General features: G+C 53.3%; 16 protein-coding genes. 11 read left to right on the top strand and 5 right to left on the bottom strand.

What is annotated here, in order from left to right; translation table 11 throughout:
- Positions 1-23: 23 nt before the first annotated feature.
- The 7 genes from BVH06_RS10295 to BVH06_RS10265 are packed head-to-tail and all read left to right on the top strand — an operon-like array spanning position 24 to position 13412.
- Positions 24-1025: an AAA family ATPase gene (locus BVH06_RS10295; RefSeq protein ID WP_075934014.1), complete on the top strand. Its 1002-nt coding sequence runs from the start codon at positions 24-26 to the stop codon at positions 1023-1025.
- 14 nt (positions 1026-1039) lie between these two features.
- Positions 1040-3670, top strand: a complete 2631-nt coding sequence (locus BVH06_RS10290) for a S8 family peptidase (protein ID WP_075934013.1) — start codon at positions 1040-1042, stop codon at positions 3668-3670.
- On the top strand, positions 3670-6933 hold the full coding sequence (locus tag BVH06_RS10285) for a DUF1156 domain-containing protein (RefSeq protein WP_075934012.1): 3264 nt from the start codon (positions 3670-3672) through the stop codon (positions 6931-6933). The genes BVH06_RS10290 and BVH06_RS10285 overlap by 1 nt, the downstream gene beginning before the upstream one ends.
- Positions 6933-7445 (top strand): hypothetical protein, encoded by a 513-nt coding sequence (locus tag BVH06_RS10280; RefSeq protein WP_075934011.1) that lies wholly within the window; start codon positions 6933-6935, stop codon positions 7443-7445. Before BVH06_RS10285 ends, BVH06_RS10280 begins: the two co-directional genes overlap by 1 nt.
- A 9-nt stretch (positions 7446-7454) precedes the next feature.
- Positions 7455-10223, top strand: coding sequence for a DEAD/DEAH box helicase (locus BVH06_RS10275; protein ID WP_075934010.1), 2769 nt, complete (start codon positions 7455-7457; stop codon positions 10221-10223).
- 8 nt (positions 10224-10231) lie between these two features.
- The gene (locus BVH06_RS10270) at positions 10232-11533 is read left to right on the top strand and encodes a hypothetical protein (RefSeq protein ID WP_083651979.1); all 1302 of its coding nucleotides are present in this window, start codon (positions 10232-10234) and stop codon (positions 11531-11533) included.
- 43 nt (positions 11534-11576) lie between these two features.
- On the top strand, positions 11577-13412 hold the full coding sequence (locus BVH06_RS10265) for a DUF262 domain-containing protein (RefSeq protein WP_075934009.1): 1836 nt from the start codon (positions 11577-11579) through the stop codon (positions 13410-13412).
- Between the two features lie 257 nt (positions 13413-13669).
- On the opposite strand, the gene BVH06_RS10260 is transcribed toward BVH06_RS10265, so the two are convergent.
- The 4 genes from BVH06_RS10260 to BVH06_RS10245 are packed head-to-tail and all read right to left on the bottom strand — an operon-like array spanning position 13670 to position 17376.
- Positions 13670-14299, bottom strand: coding sequence for a hypothetical protein (locus tag BVH06_RS10260; RefSeq protein ID WP_075934008.1), 630 nt, complete (start codon positions 14297-14299; stop codon positions 13670-13672).
- Positions 14274-15461, bottom strand: a complete 1188-nt coding sequence (locus BVH06_RS10255; RefSeq protein WP_256575162.1) for an XRE family transcriptional regulator — start codon at positions 15459-15461, stop codon at positions 14274-14276. The genes BVH06_RS10260 and BVH06_RS10255 overlap by 26 nt, the downstream gene beginning before the upstream one ends.
- Positions 15440-16813, bottom strand: coding sequence for a 7-cyano-7-deazaguanine synthase (locus tag BVH06_RS10250; protein WP_083651976.1), 1374 nt, complete (start codon positions 16811-16813; stop codon positions 15440-15442). Before BVH06_RS10250 ends, BVH06_RS10255 begins: the two co-directional genes overlap by 22 nt.
- Positions 16810-17376: a hypothetical protein gene (locus BVH06_RS10245; protein WP_075934005.1), complete on the bottom strand. Its 567-nt coding sequence runs from the start codon at positions 17374-17376 to the stop codon at positions 16810-16812. The genes BVH06_RS10250 and BVH06_RS10245 overlap by 4 nt, the downstream gene beginning before the upstream one ends.
- Before the next feature lie 173 nt (positions 17377-17549).
- Between BVH06_RS10245 and BVH06_RS10240 the strand changes: the two genes are divergently transcribed.
- From BVH06_RS10240 to BVH06_RS10225, 4 genes are all read left to right on the top strand, one after another.
- Positions 17550-17735 (top strand): AlpA family phage regulatory protein, encoded by a 186-nt coding sequence (locus BVH06_RS10240; RefSeq protein WP_033988864.1) that lies wholly within the window; start codon positions 17550-17552, stop codon positions 17733-17735.
- A gap of 386 nt (positions 17736-18121) precedes the next feature.
- Positions 18122-18790, top strand: coding sequence for an inovirus Gp2 family protein (locus tag BVH06_RS10235; RefSeq protein WP_075934004.1), 669 nt, complete (start codon positions 18122-18124; stop codon positions 18788-18790).
- Positions 18791-19033: 243 nt separating this feature from the next.
- Positions 19034-19990 (top strand): hypothetical protein, encoded by a 957-nt coding sequence (locus tag BVH06_RS10230; protein WP_075934003.1) that lies wholly within the window; start codon positions 19034-19036, stop codon positions 19988-19990.
- A 524-nt stretch (positions 19991-20514) separates the two neighbouring features.
- Positions 20515-21744, top strand: a complete 1230-nt coding sequence (locus tag BVH06_RS10225; RefSeq protein WP_075934002.1) for a hypothetical protein — start codon at positions 20515-20517, stop codon at positions 21742-21744.
- Positions 21745-21804: 60 nt separating this feature from the next.
- Here the strand turns inward: BVH06_RS10225 and BVH06_RS10220 are convergent, their stop codons facing one another.
- Complete coding sequence (locus tag BVH06_RS10220; protein ID WP_075934001.1) at positions 21805-22005, bottom strand: hypothetical protein; 201 nt, start codon at positions 22003-22005, stop codon at positions 21805-21807.
- Positions 22006-22205: the final 200 nt, after the last annotated feature.

The raw sequence follows: 22205 nt of genomic DNA, 5'->3' as shown, positions 1-22205 counted from the left end.
CGTACTTTTTGGAGCAATAGGTAATGGCACAAGCTGATTTATTGGTTGACCTGTTTAAAACCGCGACCCGCGGAGATCAGCTTGCGTTCCGGAAAGCTGCAGAAAGCCTCATTAAGGAAGAAAAAAATAAAGGGCATCGATTGCTAGCGGAGCGGCTTGCAAAAGCTCTGCAAGCTAGCTCAGCTCAAACTCTGAGGCCTTCTGAGGCAAGGCCAAGCGTTGGTAGTGCAGTTAAAGATTTGTTCTACGAAATTACCCCAGAGCGCGATCTTAACAGTCTGGTGCTGCCCGACAAGATCAAGTGCCAGGTAGAAGAACTTATCGAAGAACAGCATCGTGCTGAGTTGCTGCATGCTCATAATTTGCGGGCAAGAAACCGGATTCTGCTCGCTGGCCCGCCTGGGAATGGGAAAACAACCTTGGCTGAGGCGCTGGCTTTTGAATTAATGTACCCACTTATCGTCATTCGTTATGAAACTTTGGTGGGAAGCTATCTTGGCGAAACCTCAAGCCGCCTAAAAAATTTGCTGGATTATGCGAGGACGCAGCGTTGTGTTTTGTTGTTTGATGAGTTTGAGACTCTCGGAAAAGAACGCGGCGATACCCATGAAACAGGAGAAATAAAACGCGTAGTCAGTACATTACTGTTGCAGTTGGACGAAATGCCCGATTACGTAGTGGTGGTTGCGGCCAGCAATCATCCTGAGCTTCTGGATAGAGCCGTCTGGCGACGCTTCCAATTGCGTATCGAACTACCAATCCCAACCCGCGAGCAACTGACCCGATACATTGCATCGATTGGTCAAAAATGCAATGTGAATTTTGGTTACGAACCTGCAACCCTGGCCAAACACCTGCTTGGATTGAATTTCGCGGAAACTGAAGAGTTCTGCCATGGTGTGGTTCGTCGTGCCGTGCTCGATATGAAATCGGAAAACGCCCAGCAAGTGACCAAGCTCAAGTTGGAGCAATGGAAAAGCCGTTTGAAGCCGACCGAAGATAAGAACGCAACAACGGCGAAATAAGGTAAGGATCGCTGATGGCAACCTCTCTCCCTCTTCTGGTATTCCCGCAAGCAAAAACCATAGCTCCACCTAAGGGTAAAGGCTTTCCATCAAGCCAGCCCCATGTTCCCGGTCACGGAAAACAGGTGGTTCGTCTCGGCCCACAATTGACTGCTCTACAGCAGGAGTTTGATCGTTACAAAGCTAATGTCAGCGGGTCAGCCGCTGGGCTAGAACCTGAAACCGTTCTGGTCATTGAAATTGCGGGCAGCGTTAACGAATTCCGGCAGGCAGTAGAAGCGATTGGCCTGGAGTGGTTGGGCGAATGGGATGTTGACGACATTCCTCCGGATGAGGATTTTTATGAGCGCAATACCAAAGGAGAGCCTACGGGAAAAGCCGTAAAGGGCCGAATGTTCCTGTCGCTTGCCAATGAAGGTGGGATGCGGGAGCTCCTGTCGCTTTGGGAGCAATGGAAGAATAACCAATTTCTGCCGATTGGGAAAACCAAGTGGCGCAATGTGTTCAACCAGATGGTAGAGATCCGTCGTTGGGGCATCGAAGAAACACTGCGCGATACGGGCATGTTGGATCGCTGGCGGGATTTGCTTGATCCTATTAATCCGTTGCAGCCGATCCATTGCCAGATCGAGCTGTTTTATCGCAAATCAGAACAGCGGCGTGTGCAAGCAGAGCGCAATGTAGCCTCTTTGTTGGAAGCTGCCGGTGGCCGGACGTTGGGCGGCTTTATTGATATACCGGAGATAGCATTTCATGCCGTAAAGGCTGAATTACCAGCACAGAGTATCCGGCAACTGTTGAGCGATCTTGATTCCGACATCCACGATACAGCCATCCAGCTCTTCAAATTCCATGGCGTTATGTACTTTCGTCCTACTGGGCAAAGTCTTGCTGCTACAGAGGCCGGCGACGGTTTTGAAACCGAAATTGCTGAGGGGGCGGTTGAGCTTCCGCCGGTTGCTGCCATTCTCGATGGTGTTCCCAATGTGCAGCATCAGGCACTGAAGGGGCGCTTGCTGTTTGACGATCCTGACAATCTTTCCGAGCAGTATCAACCAGGTGAGAGGAAGCACGGCACGGCAATGGCGTCTTTGGTCGTGCATGGAGAGATAGTGGAGGGCCAGTCCAATCCACTGTCGCGTCTGGTTTATGTGCTGCCCGTCATGCAGCCAGACCCTCAATCTGATCCAAGAAACCGGAGCGAGCACGTCCCCGATGAGATTTTCTTTGAGGATCGTATCGCACGTGCGGTCAGACGGATGTTTGAGGGTGAAGGTACAGTACCCCCACAAGCGCCAAATGTGTGCGTCATCAACGTGTCCATTGGCGATCCGGCTCGTCCTTTTATTCACACGCCCAGTCCTTGGGCGAGGCTACTTGACTGGCTGTCGTGGAAATACCGTGTGCTTTTCTGTGTGAGCGCCGGAAACTATCCCGAAAGTATTGATATCGGTTTGCCGGTACTTGAATTTCAGGCTTTGACCAAGGATCAGCAAGTCGAACATATCTTGAAGTGCATTCGGGGTCAGTTGTCTGGACGACGCATAGTGTCTCCCGCAGAGTCCATAAATGCCATCTCGGTGGGCGCAACGCACTCTGATAGCAGCGGAAATTATCATTTAGGACAACGAACAGACTTGTTGTCAGGTGCACCTCTCTTTAGCCCTGTTGCACGGCTTGGTCATGGTTTTCGTCGTTCTATCAAGCCGGAGATTCTTTTCCCCGGCGGCCGACAACTGTATAGAACGCCCGTTTTGGATAGCCAAACTTTGTATCACCTGGATGGCTCGTTAGGTGCGCCAGGACAGAAAGTCGCTTGGGATAGCAGTCAGGCAGGCAGTTTGTCGCACACTGTTTACACGCGAGGCACTAGCAATGCTACAGCCTTGGCTACTCGTAGTGCTGCTCGCATTTACGATGTGCTTGATACGCTGCGCACTGAGCACGGGGAAGACATTTCACATGGTCTTATCGCCGTAGTCATAAAAGCGTTGTTGGTACATGGTGCGAAACAGGATGATGACGCCTGCAATGCAATAACGGCTGCACTGAAGACACCTGAAAACTCACGCAAAATCAAGGAAATCACGGCCCGATATCTCGGGTATGGCTCGGTTGAAATTGAACGAGTGCTGGCGTGTACAGAGCAGCGGGCGACGGTTCTTGGGTGTGGCGAAATTCGCGAGAATGAAATTCACGAGTATCGGCTGCCGCTGCCTCCCGGCCTGTCCGGTAGTCAGGTGTGGCGGCGGATGGTGGTGACATTGGCTTGGTTTAGCCCTGTCAATCCGGATCACCGCAGTTTCCGCGAAGCAAAGCTTGAGCTTTCTCCTGTTGATGGCTGGGGTGATTTGCCCCTGAAACTAGCTCGCCAAGATGCAGACCACAACCAAATGTTGCGCGGCACAGTGCAACACGAGGTGGTTGAAGGTTCCAAGCAGATCGCCGCATATCAAGATGGCGACAGTATTTTGTTGCAGGTGGCGTGTAAGAAGGATGCAACAGCAAGCCTTGATGAAGCCATTCCTTACGGCCTTGCAGTCACCCTAGAGGTAGCTGAAGGCATCCAGATTCCAATTTACGAACAACTTCGCACCAGACTCCGGCCGCAAGTGGCGGTCGGTGCAGTTGGGGGAGCATCTTAATGGCCACAAAAAAAGAACTACTCGCGCAGGAAGTCGCCAAGGCTGTTGGGGCAGGTAAGGCTGTTGCGCTTGAGACCGTCGACTTCAACGATCCGAACCGCCCTAAGACTTGCCTGGAAGTGGATTTCCCGATTTTGCCGGTCAATCAGGTGGCGATCATCGAAGGCAACGCCGGCAAGCCGATTTACCAGATGTCGAAGTGGTGGGCACGGCGCCGCTCCAGCGTGTTCCGCTCGATGTTGATCGCGGCAGCGACCAAAGCTCCTGAAGACAAATCACATGCCGCCAAGTTGGTGTGGGACAACTACTACGCGAACCACCAGAAAAAAGGTGCTTTCAAGGACCTGAAGGTGGCCGACATCTTCATGGGCGGCGGCACCACGTTGGTCGAAGGCTCACGTCTTGGCATGCAGATGGTTGGGAACGACCTGAATCCGGTAGCCTGGTTCGTGGTCAAGCAAGAACTGGCCAACGTTGATCTGGATGAGGTGACGCGCCTGCTTGCCGACATCGAGGCCGAGGTCAAGCCGCAGATCATGCCGTACTACTACTGTGACGGCCCGGAAGGTGAGAAAGGTGTTTGGACGCACCTGCCGACAAATAAGGTAATGCCCGCAGATTTCGATCCGCTAGCTATCCCTAGTGAGCAACGCCAGGAATACCGCTACGAAGGCCCTGAGATTATCTATACCTTTTGGGCCAAGCATGGTCCTTGTCAGGTGACAGGCTGCGGCCATCGAACGCCAATTATGAGCAGCCCCGTGATGGCGGTGAAGGCCCTCAGCGTTAAGCACTGGGAACATGCCTGCGGCAAATGCGGGGGACAGTTCCATATTGAAGCCAACGCAGCTCGAATGGCCCCTGATGTGCCGCTGTTCGTGGCGCCTACGGAGCAGCCCTATGCGGTGCTTGATCCAGTGTTGGGCGTTACCTGCCCGCACTGCGGAGATACGGCAGCAGCCAATATTCACCCTAAGGACGGATTGGCTATTGCTGGCTCACGAGGTCAGATCAAGCTGGGCAAGGGTAAGAACAAGAAGGTCGAATTGAGTCTGCTGGTGCATCCGCAATGGTTGACCGGCTCTCCCAAGCAAGATTTGAACGGAGAGCCTTATGGCGGTGCTGTACAAGACGATGCGGTGTCCACCGCACGATGGAATAAAGAGCGTGCTGGGAAAATTCGACTCTTGGAAGTGCGTGGCGAATTGCCTGAGGTTGTGACGTGCCCGGAAAGTCAGGTCTCTATCAAAACAAGCGAAGGAACGGTTGCCAAAAAGTCTGCTTTCGCCTGTGCTTCATGTGGCACGGTTCAGGATGTACTTAAATCCATGACAGGAAATGGCGGTAAAGCCCAGATGGCTGCATACGCCGTTCAAGCTTTTTCTCCAAAAAGAAAAGCTACTGGAGCCAATTATGGAGGCAGATTTTTTGCCCCTCTCCTTGACTCTCGCCAGCTCGATGCCGCAGCTACTGAGTGGGAGTCCCGTAAGAATACCGATTTGAGTGCTTATTGGCCGAGGACTGCTGTACCTGAGGGATTTAAGACTACTTATCAAAAAATTCCCGAGCATGGCTATCCAACATTTGCGGATATGTTCAATCCTAGGCAGATGCTGGTTCAGACTCAGCTGCTCAAGGCGATAATGACAGTCTCACCTAGAGATCATCGATGGGAAGTACGAGAGTATGTACTGGCAGCATTCCAGCAATATCTTCGCAATCAGAACATGCTCTGCTTATGGAACTCGCAGGCAGACAAGCTGGAACCACATTTTTCAAATAATAATTACTATCCAAAGAATACGCCGGTTGAGAATTGTGTGTTTGGTGACTTAGGTCGTGGGAACTGGAGTTCTTGCGTAGAGGGGTTGATTGAGTCACGTGAATGGGCAAATGAGCCGTGGGAGTTGGTGTCCAATGATCGGCTCGCTCTTGAGCAATCAGCGCTGAAGGATGCTGTCTCGGGTAAGAGCGAAAAAGTTTATCCTGGTGACGCGTTATTAGATGGCACGGTGCGTTGGGGATCTTCCACGGATCTTGACGATATTGATGCTGCTTCGATTGACTTGGTTATCACTGATCCACCGTTCGGCAATAATGTTCAATATGCAGAATTGGCAGATTTTTTTCATGTCTGGTTGCGCCTTGCACTAAAAGATAAGTACCCACAGTGGCAGTTAGAGCTCACGCCAAAGTCACTAGAAGCAGTTGATAATCCGGTTCGCAATCCAGAAAATCCTCAGGGTTATTATCAAAAATTACTCACTGCTGTCTGGTGTGAATGTGCGCGGATAATGAAACCAAGTGGCATCCTCGCCTTCACCTTCCATCATAGCCAAGATGAGCCTTGGGTGTCTGTTCTTGAGAGTCTATTTGAAGCGGGTTTTTATTTAGAAGCAGCCTACCCGATTCGTAGCGACGAAACTAAAGGTGAAGGTAGTAAACCAGGAACATTCGGTTCTCAACAGATTGAGTACGACATTGTTCACGTCTGTCGTAAACGTACTGAAGCTCCCAAACCTGTGAGCTGGGGCCGCATGCGCCGCGAGGTAATGGCTGATGTACGTCAATTGCAGGCAATGCTTGAGAATCACGCTAAGGAGGGCCTGCCTGACGCAGACCTTCAAGTGATTCGGCGCGGCAAAGCGCTGGAGTATTTCTCCCGCCATTACGGCAAAGTCTATGTGGATGAGGGTCGTACGATTTCCGTCAGAGAGGCCCTGATCGGCATCAATCAGCTCATTGATGACGATGCCGATAAAGGAAAAGAGCCGTTACCGGCAAATGCTGAGCCGATGACACGCCAGTTCCTGCGTACCTTCGGCTCTGCCACAGAGTTGCAACGTGACCAGTTGCAGAAATTTTTGCGTGGGACCATCACAACTACTGACGACTTTGTGCAGCGCGGCTGGTGCTCTGAGGTGAAAAAAATTTTCATCCGCACTGATCCTCTTGCCTTTGCTCGCGATTGGCAGGGTAAGCACAAACGTAAGCTCACTTCCGACCTAGATCAGGCACTCATGCTGATCGGTGCGTGTGTTGATGGCAGCGGCATCAATGCGTCTGACACACTGAAGAACGACAACTTCAATCCACACGTTGCTCTCAAGCCGCTGCTGGAGTGGTTGCAAAAAAATGGCCCGGATCAAACCACCCGAAATGCTGCCTCGCGCGCGGTGTCGATCTTCACAACCTGGCAAGCCAGCCAGGCACCCAAGCCGCAGCAAGGATCGCTGTTTAATGACGATGGGGAGTATGCGTAATGAGGCAGGTGCTCGATACGGTGTGGCAACGGCGCGGCACCAGCTGGCTCTGGGATGAGGAAGCACGCAACACAGTCTGTGCGGCCGGCGAGGTGTGGAGTCTACGTCAGTTCCTGCTTGCCGCCGTTCCGAATGGGAGTGGGTGGCCCGAGGAGTTACCTAGCAATCAAGGTAGAACTCTGGTGGTTGCTGGCCTCGAGGGTAGTCTTGATTTGCTGGCGCCTGACCAGGGGGAAGTGTGGTTGGGGGATACAATAAAGCGCGCGATTCTTTCGTTTCAGGACGAATGGGGAGGCGATGGTGCGTTGATCTTCTGGATGCCGCAGGGAGATAAACGCCTCAGTGTTCTGCCTACTACCGATGCAGTGTCGTGGTTGTGCGAGGCGCCGCACCGTGGAAATCAGCTCGACTTTGGTCGCTTACTCTGGGGCGAGGCCAACGAGTATCCGCAGGAAATCCTGCTGCGCGAGGGCGCAAGAGCTGCGGGTCTGTTCCATTTGCGAATTACTTGAGGTCGGCGCGTGGAAGCAGAGGCTCAGTTTCAACCCGGCGAACGGATCACTCACCACGAATTCGGCCAAGGTGTCGTTCTTGACTCGGCGCATGATGGCTACTTGCGCGCCTTCTTCGGCGTGGGCGAGCGCCGTGTGCCGGTGGGTGCAGTGCGCCGCGAGCTCTCGCGCACCGAGCGCATCCTGCGTACTGTCGATGGCGGCACAGATCGGGCACGCAAAGCTTGGTTGTCCTACGAGGCTCACGCTCTGCCTGTTATGGAAAGCGCGTCGGCGCTGACCTCGGCCAAGATCGACCTATTACCGCATCAAGTGGTGTTGACACACCGCATTGCAACGGCATCTCCCAGGCGCTATCTGATTGCCGATGAGGTGGGCTTGGGCAAAACCATCGAAACTGCGTTGATCTTGCGAGAGCTGGCTAGCCGAGGTGAATTGAATCGCGCTCTGATGGTGGTGCCCGCCGGGCTGGTAAACAACTGGCACCGTGAGCTGAACGAGGTGTTCAACCTTGATTTCGAGGTGTTCGGCTCTGAGGGTGACATCACCGACCGAAAGACGAATGCTTTTGCCAAACACGATCGACTGATCGCTAGCATCGACACCCTCAAACGCCCGGCGCGTATCAAGCGCCTGCTTGATGCCCCTCGTTGGGATCTTGTGGTCTTCGACGAAGCGCACCATCTGACTGCACACCGCATTGGGGGGAAGGTCAGAAAGACCGAGAACTATAAGCTGGCTGAGGCCTTGAAGGATCATTCGCGTGATCTGATGCTGCTGTCGGCCACTCCCCACCAAGGCAATCATTTCCAGTTCTGGATGTTGGTTCAGCTCCTGAATCCCACGCTCTTTGGCAGCCCCGAAGAGATGTTGGAAAACCGCCACCGTCTCAATACGGTGATGTTTCGCCGTACTAAGGCTGATGCCTGTCAGCCTGATGGATCGCCATTGTTTGCAAGACGTTGGGTGCATACCGAATCTTTCCTGATGAATCAGGCAGAGCGACTGTTCTACGAGAAGCTGCGTGAGTATCTGGAGGACGGCTTCGACCTAGCCCGTCGCCAGGGTAACAAGGGGCGTGCGCTAGGTTTTTTGATGGCGATTTTTCAAAAGATTGCAGCTTCCAGCTTTGCGGCTGTGCGCCGCACGCTCAAGCGCCGCTTGCTTATGCTGACCCTGCACGAAGCGCTGCTGCGGGACAAAGAGCTTGATATTGAAGGTCGTGAGCGCCTGACTGAGGAAGCGCGGGCATTGATTCATGAGGAGTTTGGCCTGCCGCATGACAGCATCGGGCGAAGTGAAGTGGATCGTGTGCTCGCCGACCTCAAATACCGCTTGGTCAAGAAGTTAGATGAGGAGGCACTGGAAATGGCCTCCGACCCTTACGGCAGCGAGTACTCTGCAACGCACGCAGAGGAAGCTGCTTCTGCAGTCGTGGAGCTGCATTTGCCCGAGGAGCGCCTGCGTATCGGCGATTTGCTCAAGGTCTTTCCGCTCCAGCGGGAAACCAAAGCGCAGAAGTTGCTGGATGGCTTGGGCTATCTGTGGCGGCAGAATGCCGGCGAGAAGATCGTCATCTTTGCCACCTACCTCGGCACGGTCGATCTGATTGCACGTGAGATTGAGCAGGCCTATCCAGGCCAGGGTGTGGTTGTGCTGCGCGGCGGCGACCACGGTGCCAAGTTGGCGGCAGAGCGGAAATTCCGCCTGAAAGATGGGCCGCGTGTACTGGTGTGTACAGCGGCCGGCCGCGAAGGCTTGAATTTGCAGTTCGCGCGAATCCTGTTCAATTTCGATTTGCCGTGGAATCCGATGGATGTGGAACAACGAATCGGGCGCATCCACCGCTATGGTCAAAACCACACGGCACAGGTCTACAACCTGGTACTGTCCGACACCATCGAGGGACGAATTTTCCTGATGCTCGACGAGAAGCTGACGGAAATTGCCAAGACAGTCGGCAAGGTCGACGACCAAGGCAAGGTTGCCGAAGACCTGCGCGCGCAGATTCTTGGCCAGCTATCCGAGCGTCTCAATTATGACCGTCTTTACCAGGAAGCGTTGTCCGATCCTGAATTGAAACGCACACAAGTGGAACTGGAAGCGGCGTTGTCGAACTCACGCGAGGCGCGGCAGGTGGTGTTTGATCTGTTCCAAGACCTCGACGGCTTCTGTCTTGATGACTACAAGCCGTTCTCCGACGTGTCGTCCAGTCTGGATCGACTGGTGCGTTTCCTGTCGGCAGCAGTGGCGGATTGTCAGCAGCGCCTGGTCAAAATCGACGACAAAACGTACGACCTTGTGACGGTTGATGGTACACGTCGGGCACGATTTACCTTGAACCGCGATACGGCAACCAGCAGCGATAATGTGGAACTGATGGGCCTGGATCATCCGCTGATACAGGAAGAATTTGGACGCTGGCGCAGCGTTGCACCTGAAGATATTGGCATTGCGGTTTCAGGGGATGTGGACGCGCCGGTTCTACTTTCTCTCTGGTTGGTCGAGGCGTCCATAGGCAATGGTGAACGCCGTGTCGTAATTCAGCCCATTGCCGTCAAGCAGGACGGTACCAGGGTTCCGGCGGTCGAGCGGCTGGCGGAGCAATACCTGCAGGCACCAATAACCCTACCGATGTTCGAGCCAGAACAGCGGCAGGAACTATTCGCGCAGGTGGTTGAGCCGACACTGCAGCGGGAGCTGAAGCACAAGGGCGCAGCGAATGGGGATGGCAGCTATTCGGCAGAGCTGATTGGATACGTTGAGATCGTGAACTAGGGGGCGTGATGTTGGACGAATACTCCATCGAGCAGCGCGCGACGCAGATTTTCGATGCACGCAGCAAGGAATATTTTTCCGAGGTACTGAGCTGCTATTCCGCAGGCAACCATCGGTCAGCGGTCGTGATGCTCTGGTCGGTTGTGGTCTGTGACCTGCTGTTCAAGCTCCAGCATTTGGTTGATCTCTACGGGGATGCCAAAGCCAAGAGCATTCTGGCCGAGATTGGACAGATGCAGCAGGATAACGAGCGGTCTCCCGTCTGGGAAACGAAGCTGGTGGAATCGGTGGCCGAGCAGACCCAGTTACTGGACATTGCTGAGCGTGAGAATTTGCTCCACCTGCAACGGCAGCGCCATCTTGCAGCACATCCGGTGGTCAACGCGAATTTCCAGTTGCATCGGCCAAACCGTGATACTGCCCGTGCTCTGATCCGCAACGCACTTGATGGTCTGCTCACGAAGGCTCCTATCTTGTCGAAGCAGATTGTCGGTGATCTGGTCGAAGACCTCGAACAGGCATCGGGCATCCTGATCGATGACAAGAAGCTAAAGGCGTACTTGGATAGCAAGTATTTCTCGCGCTTCAATCCGGAGGTCGAAAAAGCCGTATTCAAAGCTCTCTGGAAATTCGTGTTCAGGCTGACGGACGAAAAATGCGAAAAGAACCGCGCCATCAACTACAGCGCATTGAACCTGCTCTATAGCCGCAACCCCGGCCAGTTTCGTGCGCAGATCGAAGCCGACGGGGATTACTTCAGCACGATAGCAACTGGCGGCACAGCGCTGATTTTCCTGATCCACTTTTTATCCCGTTCCGGCCCGATCTACGGGCTTTTGGCAGATCACGCTAAAACCGCGATTCAACATGCCGTAGACAACGATGTATCGTCCCGATGCTTGGCGTGGTTCACCGCAGCGTCATTGCCGGAACATGCCGAATCCTTGCGTGAGTGGTTTATTGGCGATGCCTACACGGAGATCGGGCGCGAAACCTGGGATGCTTTGCGGCATATATCGGATTCACCTGAATGGGAGAAAACCGTAGTACGTCTTGCGAGCGCGTACTACGTGGCCAGCACAAGCTACGACGGTGCTGACCAGCGCTTCAATGAGGCGATCCGACCTCTGTTGCCGAAATTTGATCTGGACGATTGCATTGAGCTGATTCGAGGCATTGAGCAAAACGGTCAGACTTGGGAGCGACGCGGAGCTTACAGAGACCACCGGGAGCTTCGTGCCCGCGCGATGGAGATAAACCCTGCGGCTGATTTGACCGGGTACCAAGTATTCAATCGTCACCTCGGCTGAGGTCGTATTACAAGAAAAAACGGGACAGGAACAAAAGACAAACATGGCTCGCATCGAAAACCACAAGTACAGCATCGAGGAAGCTTTCCGGGAATGCTTCTATATCGTCCCTGACTACCAGCGCGAGTACGTCTGGACGGACAAGGAGGTACATCAGCTGCTTGAGGATATCGGCGAGCAGATCGATGCCGGGACGACGCGGGAATACTTCATCGGCACCGTGCTAGTGTCGCCCACCGAGCATAAGAACCATTACGAGGTGATCGACGGGCAGCAGCGCCTGACCACGTTCTTCCTGCTGTTGTGCGCGCTCAAGCATCTGTTCCACGGAGAGCCTCAACGACAAATGATTGCCGGGCTGATCTCGACTAGCTACGTGGACAGCGACGGCGAGGTGCGCACCAACCTGAAGCTGGAGCCGCGTTACGAGAATGCAGGCGAAGTGATGGCCAAGCTGGTGGCGCTGGATGCCGAACCTATGGCTGTGCGCGCAGGCATCCAGGCTGCGGGCATCGCCAGCTTCGGCTCGCTGGAAAATCTGATCAACGCCTACAGCACGCTTTACCGCTATCTGAAGGACAACTACGACGACGTCGCCAAGCTGAAGAAGTATTGGGGCTATCTGGCCAACAACGTCGTTTTCATCCAGATCTCCACCGACGTCAGTAGCGCGCTGAAGATTTTCGAGACGATCAACGAGCGCGGCGTGGGCCTGAACCCGATGGATTTGCTCAAGAACCTGCTATTCACCCAGGTCAAGCAAACGCAGTTCACCCAGCTCAAGGACGAATGGAAAAAGATAACCAAGCCGCTGGAGAAGGAGAAGGAAAAGCCGCTGCGCTTCCTGCGCTACTTCTTGATGGCCAACTACGCGATCAAGAACGAGCGCGGCGATGCGGTGGTTCGTGAGGACGAGATCTACGACTGGTTCATCGCCAAGGACAACGCGGCGCTATGCGACTACCAAGGCAAGCCCTTCGAGTTCGTCCGCAAGGTGATCCGTAACGTCGAACACTACCTGGCCTTTGCCAACGGGCAGGGCAACGACGGCAAGCCCAGTCTGGCGATGGACAGTCTGAAGCGCCTGACCGGTGGCGCGTTCAGCTTGCACTACGTCTTGCTACTGGCGGCGGCCAACTTCCCCAAGGCGTTGTTCGACCACTTCGTAGCGCAGCTCGAGAGCTTCCTCTTTTACTACATCTTCACCAAGACCCCGACAAAGGATCTGGAGCGCAGTTTCTCCCAGTGGGCCGATGAGCTGCGCACGATTGCGGAGACGACTGATGCGGTGAAGCAGAAGGTTCAGCTCAACGCATTCGTCGCCGACCGTTTTGAGAAGAACATGGCGGGCAAGTCACAGGAATTGGCCGATGCCCTAAAACGCTTCACCTTGTATTCGATGCAGCAGTATCGGACGCGTTATCTGCTGGCCCGGCTGACTCAGCACGTTGAGATGGCGTTCAACGGATTGAAGGTGCCAGGCAGTCTGGAACCGTTCACCAGTTTGGAAATCGAGCATATTCTGCCCAACAAGCCAGAGGCCGATCTGCATGCCAAGTGGGCCACCGAGAATCCTGGGATGGTCTATGACGACTACAAGAATCGGCTGGGCAACCTGACATTGCTGGAGAAGCCCATCAACATCGTCGCGGGCAATGACTTTTACACGGCCAAGCAGGTCGAGTACCACAAGAGCGGAAACTACCTGACACGCAGTCTGGTGGCATTGACCGACGTTGGGCAGAACACATCCATTTCTCGGATCAATGCCAAACTGACAGCTTTTTCTGCGTGGAATGCCGCATCCATCGAGAGGCGCCACGCGTTGCTCATCGCTCTGGCGCAAGAGGTCTGGAAGACCACCGCCATTGATGTCTGATTATGGTTTGGTTGAGGAGTCCACTCGTTTCCCTGCATTTCTTAGGCCCATGAGAACGCCCTCAGCTGCTCGGCGTTTTAGTTTGGGTTGTTGGCTGCATTCAACGATTGCTGACGCGTGGGGCAGACGTATCCACAACGTATCCCGTTTCGACATCGTAGTCGCGGATAGGGGAGCGTCACGTTCCCCGATGGGGATCTTGGTTTCACGCATTGCTCTATTGGTCGAGTGTGTCCTGGTAGATTGAGGAGGCACGCTTAAGGATTAAGCACATATGTCCCTCGTCTTATGTGTCGTTTCAAGCTTGGACAGGCAGCCACATTTTCTATACCTATCAGCTGGGCTATCCAATCAAACTGATGCTCTCTAACTTGCATCCTGGCGCGCTTTAGAGCATGCAGTGTCGCGTTGGCGAGAACTTCATTTCCAAGTGAAGACCGCACAGGAGCGTACGCTAGGATGTCGACCGTAGTGACGAGTTTCAGGCGCGCAAAGCGTTCAGCAGCGATTCGGGTAGCCTTCTTCTCGTCAATGGCAGCAGAGAGATCATTTCGATATGCGAGGGCTAAAGTAGCCGCCTCGCCGTCGCCAAGCGAACTAGAGGTATGTCCGGATACCATCCCAAAGAAATCTTCTAAGGCGGTTCCTGTCAGTTCCTTGATTATCAAGACTTGGTTGCTGATCAGTTGAGCAAGCAGCGCTGGTTCTGGCCTTCCATTTACTGCGCCTTGCTCGATCTCGCGCACGACGTAGTCGGTTACATAGAGAGGGACAGCTAATGCTTGCAAGATAGTGTTCGCATGATCCGTCGCCAGCAAATTTATGATTACGCTAGCATCCAGGACGATGGCGTTCCTCTGGTTAATGAGACAGCTTGAAAAGGTCATCTACCTCGTCCTCTTCTGCCTCATCAAGCAATTCACGTACTCTCTTGCGATCAAGCTTCAGCATCTCTGACATCTGGCCTTCGCTGATTAGATCTTTCTTCCATGCTTCGATCGCCAGCAAGAAGAGTCGTGACGATTGCGTCACATCAGCCGGAACCGAGTCAAATACAGTATCTCCCAGAACCTGGCGGGCTTGCTCATCGGTAATGCCGCCATTATCCATGAACCAGTCCCAGGTTCCCTTTTTAGTTAGACTCAGCTCTTCAAGGCGCATCACCATCGCTTGGCGAGATACGCCAAAAAAGCTGGAAAGCAGGATGATGTGTCTGCGAGTGAGATGGGTTGAGCCAATGGTCAGCTCCTTGAATTTCTCCATGACGGCCCGGGCTGGCGTAAGAAATGCACTCGCGAATGCATTCGCGTATCGCTCCTCGCGAGAGTTTTCATATTTTTCGTCTTGATAGATTTCTGGCCGGCGCCTAGTCGCAATAAAATGACCAAGCTCATGAGCACTGGTTTGTGCACGGCGATCCTTCCGATGGCTGGCATTGATCAGTATGCAGGCACCTACGGCGTCATCATAAGCAAACAGCCCAGAAACTTTAGGGGCGAGTTTTCGACTATAGACTCGTACGCCCAGCTGCAGCTCTAAAAGCGCAAATATGTCCTGTATTGGTCCTTCGCCGAGTCCTAACCAGTTTCGTAGGCTCTGCGCGTCGTGCTCGGCCTGCTTGCGGACATCGCCAGGAAGGATAGTTTTCTCTGCGGGGTAATTGTGTGCTCTCTGAATACCGAGCACATTTTCAAGCTCCACCTCAGCCCTAACGAGGTCGTTCAACATCCGTGCAGCTTGCTCGACACCTACCTCATTGGTATCTGGAAGCGAGCGGAAGCGTGGAACAAGATCCACATGGACGGCTTCCTGTCGCAGCAGCGAGTTGGCAGACACGCCATAGCAGCGGCTAAGTGCCTGGATTTCATCGAGCCGCGCACTACGTTGCCCTTTCTCGATGGCGACAAGCGTAGTGCGCGCTACGCCTACTGCCTTAGCGGCAGCATCTTGAGTGATGTTCGCGGTTTCCCGCGCAACCTTCAGTCGTTCACCCAGCTCTACTGGGCTGAGTTCGTAATTTGGTTTGGTCATGATGCGTAATCTATCCATTTTCTCACGAACGACTCTGGTCCCAGATCGTTCGTAAACGCTGACCATTCCATGGCATGTTGTTGCAAGAGCCGGTCAAGATTCTTCGCCACCGTTTGTGGCGTTTCAGCCAAGGCACGAGCTAACTCGTTCGTCCTGAGGCGTTTGATCAGTTCGTACTGCGTGGAGTCCCTAATCGAAGAGAGATGCTCAAAATGGAGCACCCCCGCGATAGCATATTCTCGCAAGGCTTGAGTCTGTCTGCTGAAGTCTTTTGCTGCTCCAGCTTCAAAGTCTGTTGCGCTCAACGATTCCCACACGTAGGTCTCCGGCGCTTCAGTCAAGCCAGCTGCATGGACACTTAGGCGACGTAGGATGCACGCAGCACAAATGCCACACTGTCGCCACGAGCCTAAAACGGCAGTTTGCCGCGACTGCTGCCAACAAGATCTGGTAGTTGCCCAGCCAGCTCTATCTCCGCAGGTTTCGACGAATTCGCGCAGGGTTTCGCCTTTCGTTTTCCATAGACGGGGGAATTGGAATTGGATCGGATAGTCGAGTAGCGCGTTAACAAAACGCTCCATCAGTTTGGTGAAGACCGGATGGTTTCGGTAGTCCTCGTACCCATGACCAACTGGAAGGAGGGCGGGTGCGAGTGCGCCTTGGCCGCTCTCAGGAACGATGGTTGCTGGTGCATCAACTAGGTATGCCGCCATGGCAGATACGACAGCAAATTTGAATCCGCGGCTTCGGGCGCTAGTTTCAGTATTTTTGCGGTCATCAAATTTCACTGAATAGGGGAGTGCCGTGAACGGGATTTTGAGACGTTCCTTCTTGGATATGTCGTGCTGCTTGCTGCCTACTCTCACGCGAACCAAGCGATTTTCTAAGCGCTTACTTTCAAGCTCGGCTACCGCACGGGAGTCCATGCCATCGCTATAGGCAATGACTGCTTCCGCGTTGGATGGGAACTGCATGTGATCTTGGACTGGTGGTTCTGCGGGAGCTTTTCGAGCGTGAAACTCGAAGTGCCAGGCGTCTCCGGTAAGAAGGTTCAGTGCCTCCACTAGTGCTCCGGTAACTGCATTTTCTGACCATTTTTCGTGGTCATGAACTGGAATACGTATATCAAAACGCCGCCCCCAGTTCATTGTGCTGCGGGTAAGAGTGCGATCACAAAACTCAACGGCAGCGGCCACGACTAGGGCGTCATAGACCCTGGGTTGCCATTTTTGCGAGGAGAAGGATGCGAGAGCTTCTAGATCGAAATTGATGTTCTGTCCGAGATGGCAGGGCAGCATGCCTTTTCTTGGGCGTACGCCGGACTCGACCACATCAACAGCCATCTCCTTCAGAGGTAAGAAATTTTTCAAAGCGATACTCCCGCATCCAAGCCGGTCATTTTTCTTGAACGCTGAGAGACCGGTGCCGGGCCCAACAGAATCAAGCCCAATTGGTTTTCTGCGAGTCCGCAGATTGCGTCGGAAATACGCTTGCTTACATGATCCGCTCGCTTGTGGTTGGACTCTCTCAGAAAGTGCTCTTGAATAGATCGCGTGGTTGCTAGTCCGCGCATTTTTGCAGCAAGGCCTACAGCTTCATGAAATGCATCTGAACCGAATTTGCCTTCCTGGATGAGCGCAATGCTGCATGCCACGACATTTCTGCCAAACACTGATCCAGCTGCAAGAGCGTTGGCATCATTTAACTGAGCAAGTGCAATTTCAGGGAGCATGAGGGAGTTGTCACGACCGGAAAAAATGGATTTCAGCTCTTGGGTCAGTTCCCAGGAAACCTCCTTCTTGAAATCGCTTGCTAGGGCGTTGGTTGCGGCGTCTGCTACTTCACTGGCGCTGTAAGCTGCCTTGTCGCCACGCCTGGCTACCTCTTTCCAAGGCTTTCGCATCGGCAAGCTTCTGTGGGGTCCGTCGCTCATCGTCCAGCCTCCGGTGATCACCGCTCCTGACAATGTCAGTAATTTCAGATAAAAATATGACATTGTCAAGATTGTGGCTGTGGGAGTCTTAGTCGCATTCGCTGCTGGGTGTCGGATCGGAGAGAATCCTCTGTTTGTGCCTGGGCGGCACAGTCAGCAGAGGAGAGATGTTTTTGAGAGTCATGCGTTTGAAAGAGGTAATCAGCTCTACTGGTCTGGCTAGGTCAACAATCTATAAGCTGATTGGCTCAAGCGCGTTTCCGCGCCCTGTGCCGCTGACTGAACGAAGTGTTGGCTGGATTGAGAGCGAGGTAGTGGCTTGGATTCGGTCTAGGATTGATGAGCGCGATATGGCTTAAACAGCATAGCTATTTAGCCGCTGCTGCAGACCTTGCAACCAGCCTTGCTGCCTCAGCAATTTTTTGCTGCGATCAGCTGCATTCACCTGCAGTCCGGATTTTTGAGGTTAATATTACCGGAGGTTATGCCTAGCCATATTTTAATTCCAGAGTGATTGGGATTTACTTTGCTTCAGGTTTATATGGGCTGCCGTACACCGAATTCTTAGAAATTACAGCGGTTGGAAATTTTGGCGTGAGTATTATGCTTTATAAAATGAGCTACACCCTGAGCCGCAAGGTATAGCGGGCCATGTTGTAGGTTAGTGGGTTTTACCATCAGCTACGGATCAGTAAAAAAAAATATAAGCAGCACAGGGTATGAAACTCTTTGAGGAGTAGTACCCGTGACCCGTCATTCAGATAATCCGAATCTTCATCTGTACTGGGAGAACACCTTCGAGGGCATGCCAATCATGTCCGAGAAAGGACCATTTATCCTTGAATATCTCGTAGCCACCAAGCGAACCATCGAGCGAGCAGTGGATCACTACCCGAGGGTCTTGGCCTTCAGGATAGACCTGCGCTTTCCGCAGGATGCTGAGCTTTCTGATGACGCTTACACGAATGCAGTTATCAGTCGTTTCATCGAATCCTTCAAGGCCAAGATCAGGCATGATCGTGCCCGGGCACAGGGTAGGAACCCGTGTGCCCGGGACTCGCGAGTTCGTTACGTTTGGGCCCGCGAGGTGGGGCGAAACAGGCGACCGCATTATCACTTGCTGATCCTGCTAAACAGGGATGCCTATTACGGCGTAGGGCGGCTAGTTTCAAGGAGAGCCAATAATGTCCGTCGCATGGAAGAGGCTTGGGCTAGCGCTTTGAAGCTTCCAGTTGATCAGGTATGGGGACTGGTACACATTCCTGAGCAGTCTGAGTATCGGATAAACCGATACATCCGTGCTGGTGATCATGATGCGCTGCCGGAGCTGTTCCACCGGGTCAGTTATCTATGCAAGGCTGCGACGAAATCCTTCGGTGACCGTCAGCGTGGGTTCGACACCAGTCGTGGATAGAGCAGAAATTTTCAGTCTTTTTATGGCTCTTTTTTCATGTGAGCGAAATTGATTCTATCCCGTTTGCATCGGCAGTTCGAGTAACCTTACATGGAGCTCAAAAGCAGTATCGTGGAAAAACGATTGAACACCAGCGCCTTCATCATGCTGAGAGAGGGGGCTCGGTGTCAAAAGCCAGTGTGGACATCAGAGCTTCCTGGCTCGTGCCAGATAATGATGATTTAGCCTTACAAGGAAAGTGGAATGTTGGACGTGATTTACATCGTAGATGAGCCTGCTATCTCGTCGCAGCAGAGCGATACTGGCTATACACCAAATTTTACAATGGCAGACCGCGAGGCCGGTTTCAGTACAGGTGCGATATCGGCTGCCGCAGTCGCTGGAGGGGCTCAGGTCCTGGGGGCCTTGTCGCCAGTGGTGCTATTAGCCGCGGCGGCCATTGGTAACTCGTTTTCTTCGAGTCGAGGAGTGTCAAAAACCGAGGAGCAGGACCCTGCTCGGCAGGAGGAGGCGCGTCTTTTTGCTGCCTATATTCAGCGTCATTCCATGACCAGCAGACAAGCCCAAGAAGCAGGCTATGATTTCCAGCCAGGACATCCGGTGGTGGGCAGGGCATACAGGAAGCATCCATTACCTAACTCCTCAGAGGTTGACGGACGATCACTCTATATCCCGAGTGATCGATACGACTCCATACTTTTGGAGGAGAGGGAGTCGGAGTTGATTAAGCTTCTGGTTCATCTTGGCGCTACAAAAATCAGCATCACAAAGACGTCGTCGGATAAAACTCATCGCGCGGTAAGTGGTGGAGTGTCTTTGCAGGGTGGCCCTTTAGGCGCAGGAGATGTCAGTTATCAAAACCGCACCGAAGGTAGCGCTAATGCCCAAGATGTGCGTGAGTTTTCGCTTTCAGGAAGAGCTTGGCGTGTAGGCAGTAAGGTCGAAAGCGGCATGTTTTTCTGGCTGTCCTATGAGCCAGCCTGGAAAGCCGTTGTCTTCGCCCGAGAGCATGGCGGCTGTCTATCTGCCTCTATAGAGCTCAAGGAAGTCACCTCGTTTTCTGCTGATAAAAGCCTTGAACTGTCTATAAGGGCAAAGCTGGCAGAGGGAGGTGTCCAGGCAGGGATGTCTAGCATGATTGACGAGGAGAAAAATTACATTGTCAGGGCTGAGTTTTCACAAGTTCGCGATGATGGTTGAGCCTCCGACTGGTTGACGAACCGTAGCCCAGATCCTGTGCCAAAAAATTACGGGAGCTGCGGAATAGACGCGGTACCAGATGGATTATCAATATGTGGCGGATGAAGCCGACACTGCCACCGATACATGCCGCTTTCGGAGGACGATGTTGGCAAGTTATGGGTGGCAGTCATGGTTATATGCTCTGGCCAGTGATTGAGATAGGCGGGGGCTGAAGCTCTGCATGGCTTTTTCCGAGTTTCCCCCCCTGACCTGTTATCGGTGCCTGCGTAGAGTCCCCTTTGACGCATCAGCGTCTCCACTGACTCTTTAAAGGTAACTGAAATGTCCAAGAAATCCGTAAGCAGGGCCATGACCCAAGACGCCAAGGCTCGAATCTACTCAGCAACTGCTCGTGACAATAACGGCGTCATCCCTCCGGATAGCTTTGCATCACGAGCTGCAAGCGCTGCGGACAAGGCCGGCCGCAAACAGTGAACCAAGGATGCCAGGGGAGGCTAGCCTCCCCTGGCAGAGGTGCCCAGATGAAATTTCCCGTATCGCCCTATCCGTCAATCGGCGAGATTGTCTATGAAGTTGCCGTTCGTAGCGGCCTAGTGCTGTCTACAGATATCAGCAATCTTTACGAGGATCTGAAAGCATTCAAGGATGACCGTAAACGACCGGGTCTGGACCCAATCGAGATTCCAACAACCATTCTTTACAGCATAGAAGCGCGCCTGGCTGAATATTTGGGGGATCCATACGCAGCGAACTTGATATTCGTGGGCGCTCGCCGATGGCTTGAGTTCTATGCCGGCTTTGTAACCCGCCACGATGCGGGGCTGCTTGAGCGTCAGCATATGCGTGAGCTCCTCTGGCCAACAATTTTTGGAGTAGGCGGTTATTTGCTTTTGAATGCAGTCTACCTAGTCCTGCCGTTGGTTAAGCCTACTGTCGTTCTGAATAGTTCTGCGCCATTCGGGTGTGTGATCAAAGCGCTATGCACCCGAGGTAGCAAGGATTACAGCCTAATTTGCGAACATCGAGCAAAAGAACACGGCATCGACTTCGATAACTGTCGCGACACGCTGGATGCATGGCTGAAAGGCCCCACTGTGCCTAATTTAGATCGTGCGCTTGAGCTTCTAAAGGCGTTGGGCCTCGATCATGAAATGGGGCCAAAGCTGTGGGTTGTTGCTGGGCGGTTGTTATCCCGAACGCCACTTGAGTACCGCAAATCGATCGCCAATCATTTCAGCCTGACAGAGCTCACTATTGCTGACGCTGAAAAAGCATTTTTCTGGCGTAAGCGAGAGGTCGCTATGGAAAATGTGCAGCAGTACTGTATTGGTCCTGATCGCCCCTACGGTGCTTTGCGCGAAGCGCTCTACAGCCCTGATGTGCCGCGTGATGCGGCAGCCGTTCAGGATATGCTCACTCGTCTTGAGCTTACATGGGAGCCTATCGCTGGGCAGACATATCACATCGTCGAATGGCTTCGCGCTCGATTCTTAGTGCTCTGCAGGCAGAATGAGAAGGCGCTGGAGCATTACCAAGCAGCCTACAACCTCGGTGTTGGTCGCGATCCTGATATCTTCAAGAACGTGCTCGCAGAGGCACTGGCACTTGCTGGAAAACTGGGTAAGAAGAAGCTAGTGAAACGCTACGACTCACTGCTTGGTTTGCACTGGATGGGCGAGTGGGATGGGGAATCGAGCAGCCTTCCCGAGCTGTTCGACAAGCGCTTTGATCCTAGGCTGTTTTACGAGTGAAGCATCATGGTCTGTCAACTGCCCTTGCGGGTGCGGCAAGGGCTAGCTTAGTCATATGCCTTAGGCTGGAACCATGTTCTCGATGGCCCAGTTTACGGAAAAACTGGCCATCGAATCACCTAGCTCAAAGGTGATTTTCGGCTCATTTTTTTCTTTGCTACCAGCACCGATGCCTAGTGAGTGCATCAGTACTTTGTACACATCACCCGCTGGATCAGTTTTTAGACGCCATGCTGTGCCCAGCTCGAATTTTCCGTACATGCATACCTCCAAGTTGCGTATGGTCGGGTGCTTTATAGCGCATTTGGTCTGATAAGGGATGTTTGCAACGGAAGGGTGGCCACCCGATCAGCGCAGGATTCCATAGCAACCATAGGTGACTTTCCCCGCGCTACCCACAGCATGCCGGCTTGGTGGCTGCCTTTTGTGCGCTCAGCTATCTCATCACACAGCCGGGTGCT

It is taken from the genome of Pseudomonas sp. PA27(2017) (assembly GCF_001945445.1).
In the GTDB taxonomy this organism is placed as follows: domain Bacteria; phylum Pseudomonadota; class Gammaproteobacteria; order Pseudomonadales; family Pseudomonadaceae; genus Aquipseudomonas.
The sequence above is the reverse complement of the archived record's forward strand: the minus strand, read 5'-3'. Positions and strand labels throughout refer to the sequence as shown.